Annotated in this window: 1 protein-coding gene; it reads right to left on the reverse strand. The window is 76.7% G+C overall.

Annotated elements, in window-relative coordinates:
• Nucleotides 1-1024, reverse strand: a 1024-nt coding sequence (locus DQW85_RS22310; protein WP_162795227.1) for an MFS transporter, incomplete at both ends; no start/stop codon positions are given.

Consider the following 1024-nt stretch of genomic DNA (forward strand, 5'->3'; position numbering starts at 1 on the left):
CGAACAGCAGCCGCCCGCCGGCCAGCCCCGCCACCGACGAGGACAGCGCCTGCCACGCCAGCCCGGCGCCGCCGACCGCCAGAGCGACGGGCAGCAGCCGGTCACCGAGCCGGTCGTGGCAGCGGCGCACCACCGGCAGCACGACCAGCGCGGCGACGCTCGGCAGGAAGAACAGCACCGCCGACCCGGCCGAACCACTGCCCACGCCCTCGGCGAGCTCGGTGAAGAACGGCCGCGCCACGTTGACCGAGAAGTCGAACGCCACCCCGACCAGCGCCGCCTGGACCAGCACCGCGAACCTGACGCCACGCCTCGGCTCCGCGCCGCTCCTGGGCCGCGCGTCCCCCTCGTCGCCGTTCCCGGGCCGCGCGTCCGGCGCCGGCCGCCGCCCGAGCACGCGGAACGTCAGTACGGCGAGCGCCACGTCCAGCACGGCGAACGCCGAGATGCCGAGCCGCGGCTCGGGCAGCGCCAGCACTCCGGCGCCCACGGCCGTGGCGACCACGGTCGAAAGGTGGAACACCACCACGATGGAGCAGATCCCGGCCACCCTCGCCCGCTCACCCCGGGCACCACCGCCGTGGCCGGCGACCTCCTGCTCCGGGCCGTCGTGCTCGGCGACGAACGCCGGGTAGGCCAGCAGCAGCGCGCTGTTGGTCGCCACCACCGCCCCTGACAGCACCGTGTACGCGGCGTAGCTCGGGGCCAGGCCGAGCAGCAGGTCGAGCACGGCCGAGCCGCAGAGCCCGGCCAGGACCAGCCGGTGCAGTGGCCATCGCCGCGCCGCCAGCCCCCACAGCGGGAGCGCGACCAGCCCCACGATGCGGCAGATCCACAGGTACAGCCCGGTCGCGCCCGGGTCGGCGACCCCGTAGAGCCGCTCGAACAGCCGCGGCAGGAACGGGGTCAGCGCCGTCTCGGCCACCAGGTGCAGGCCGATCACCGAGATGAGCACGGCCCGCGCGTGCCGCCGCCCCCGCCCGTTCCCGGCCGGGCCGCGGGCGGATCCGGCCGTGGCGGTCCC

Source organism: Nonomuraea lactucae, assembly GCF_003313395.1.
Taxonomy (GTDB): Bacteria; Actinomycetota; Actinomycetes; order Streptosporangiales; family Streptosporangiaceae; genus Nonomuraea; species Nonomuraea lactucae.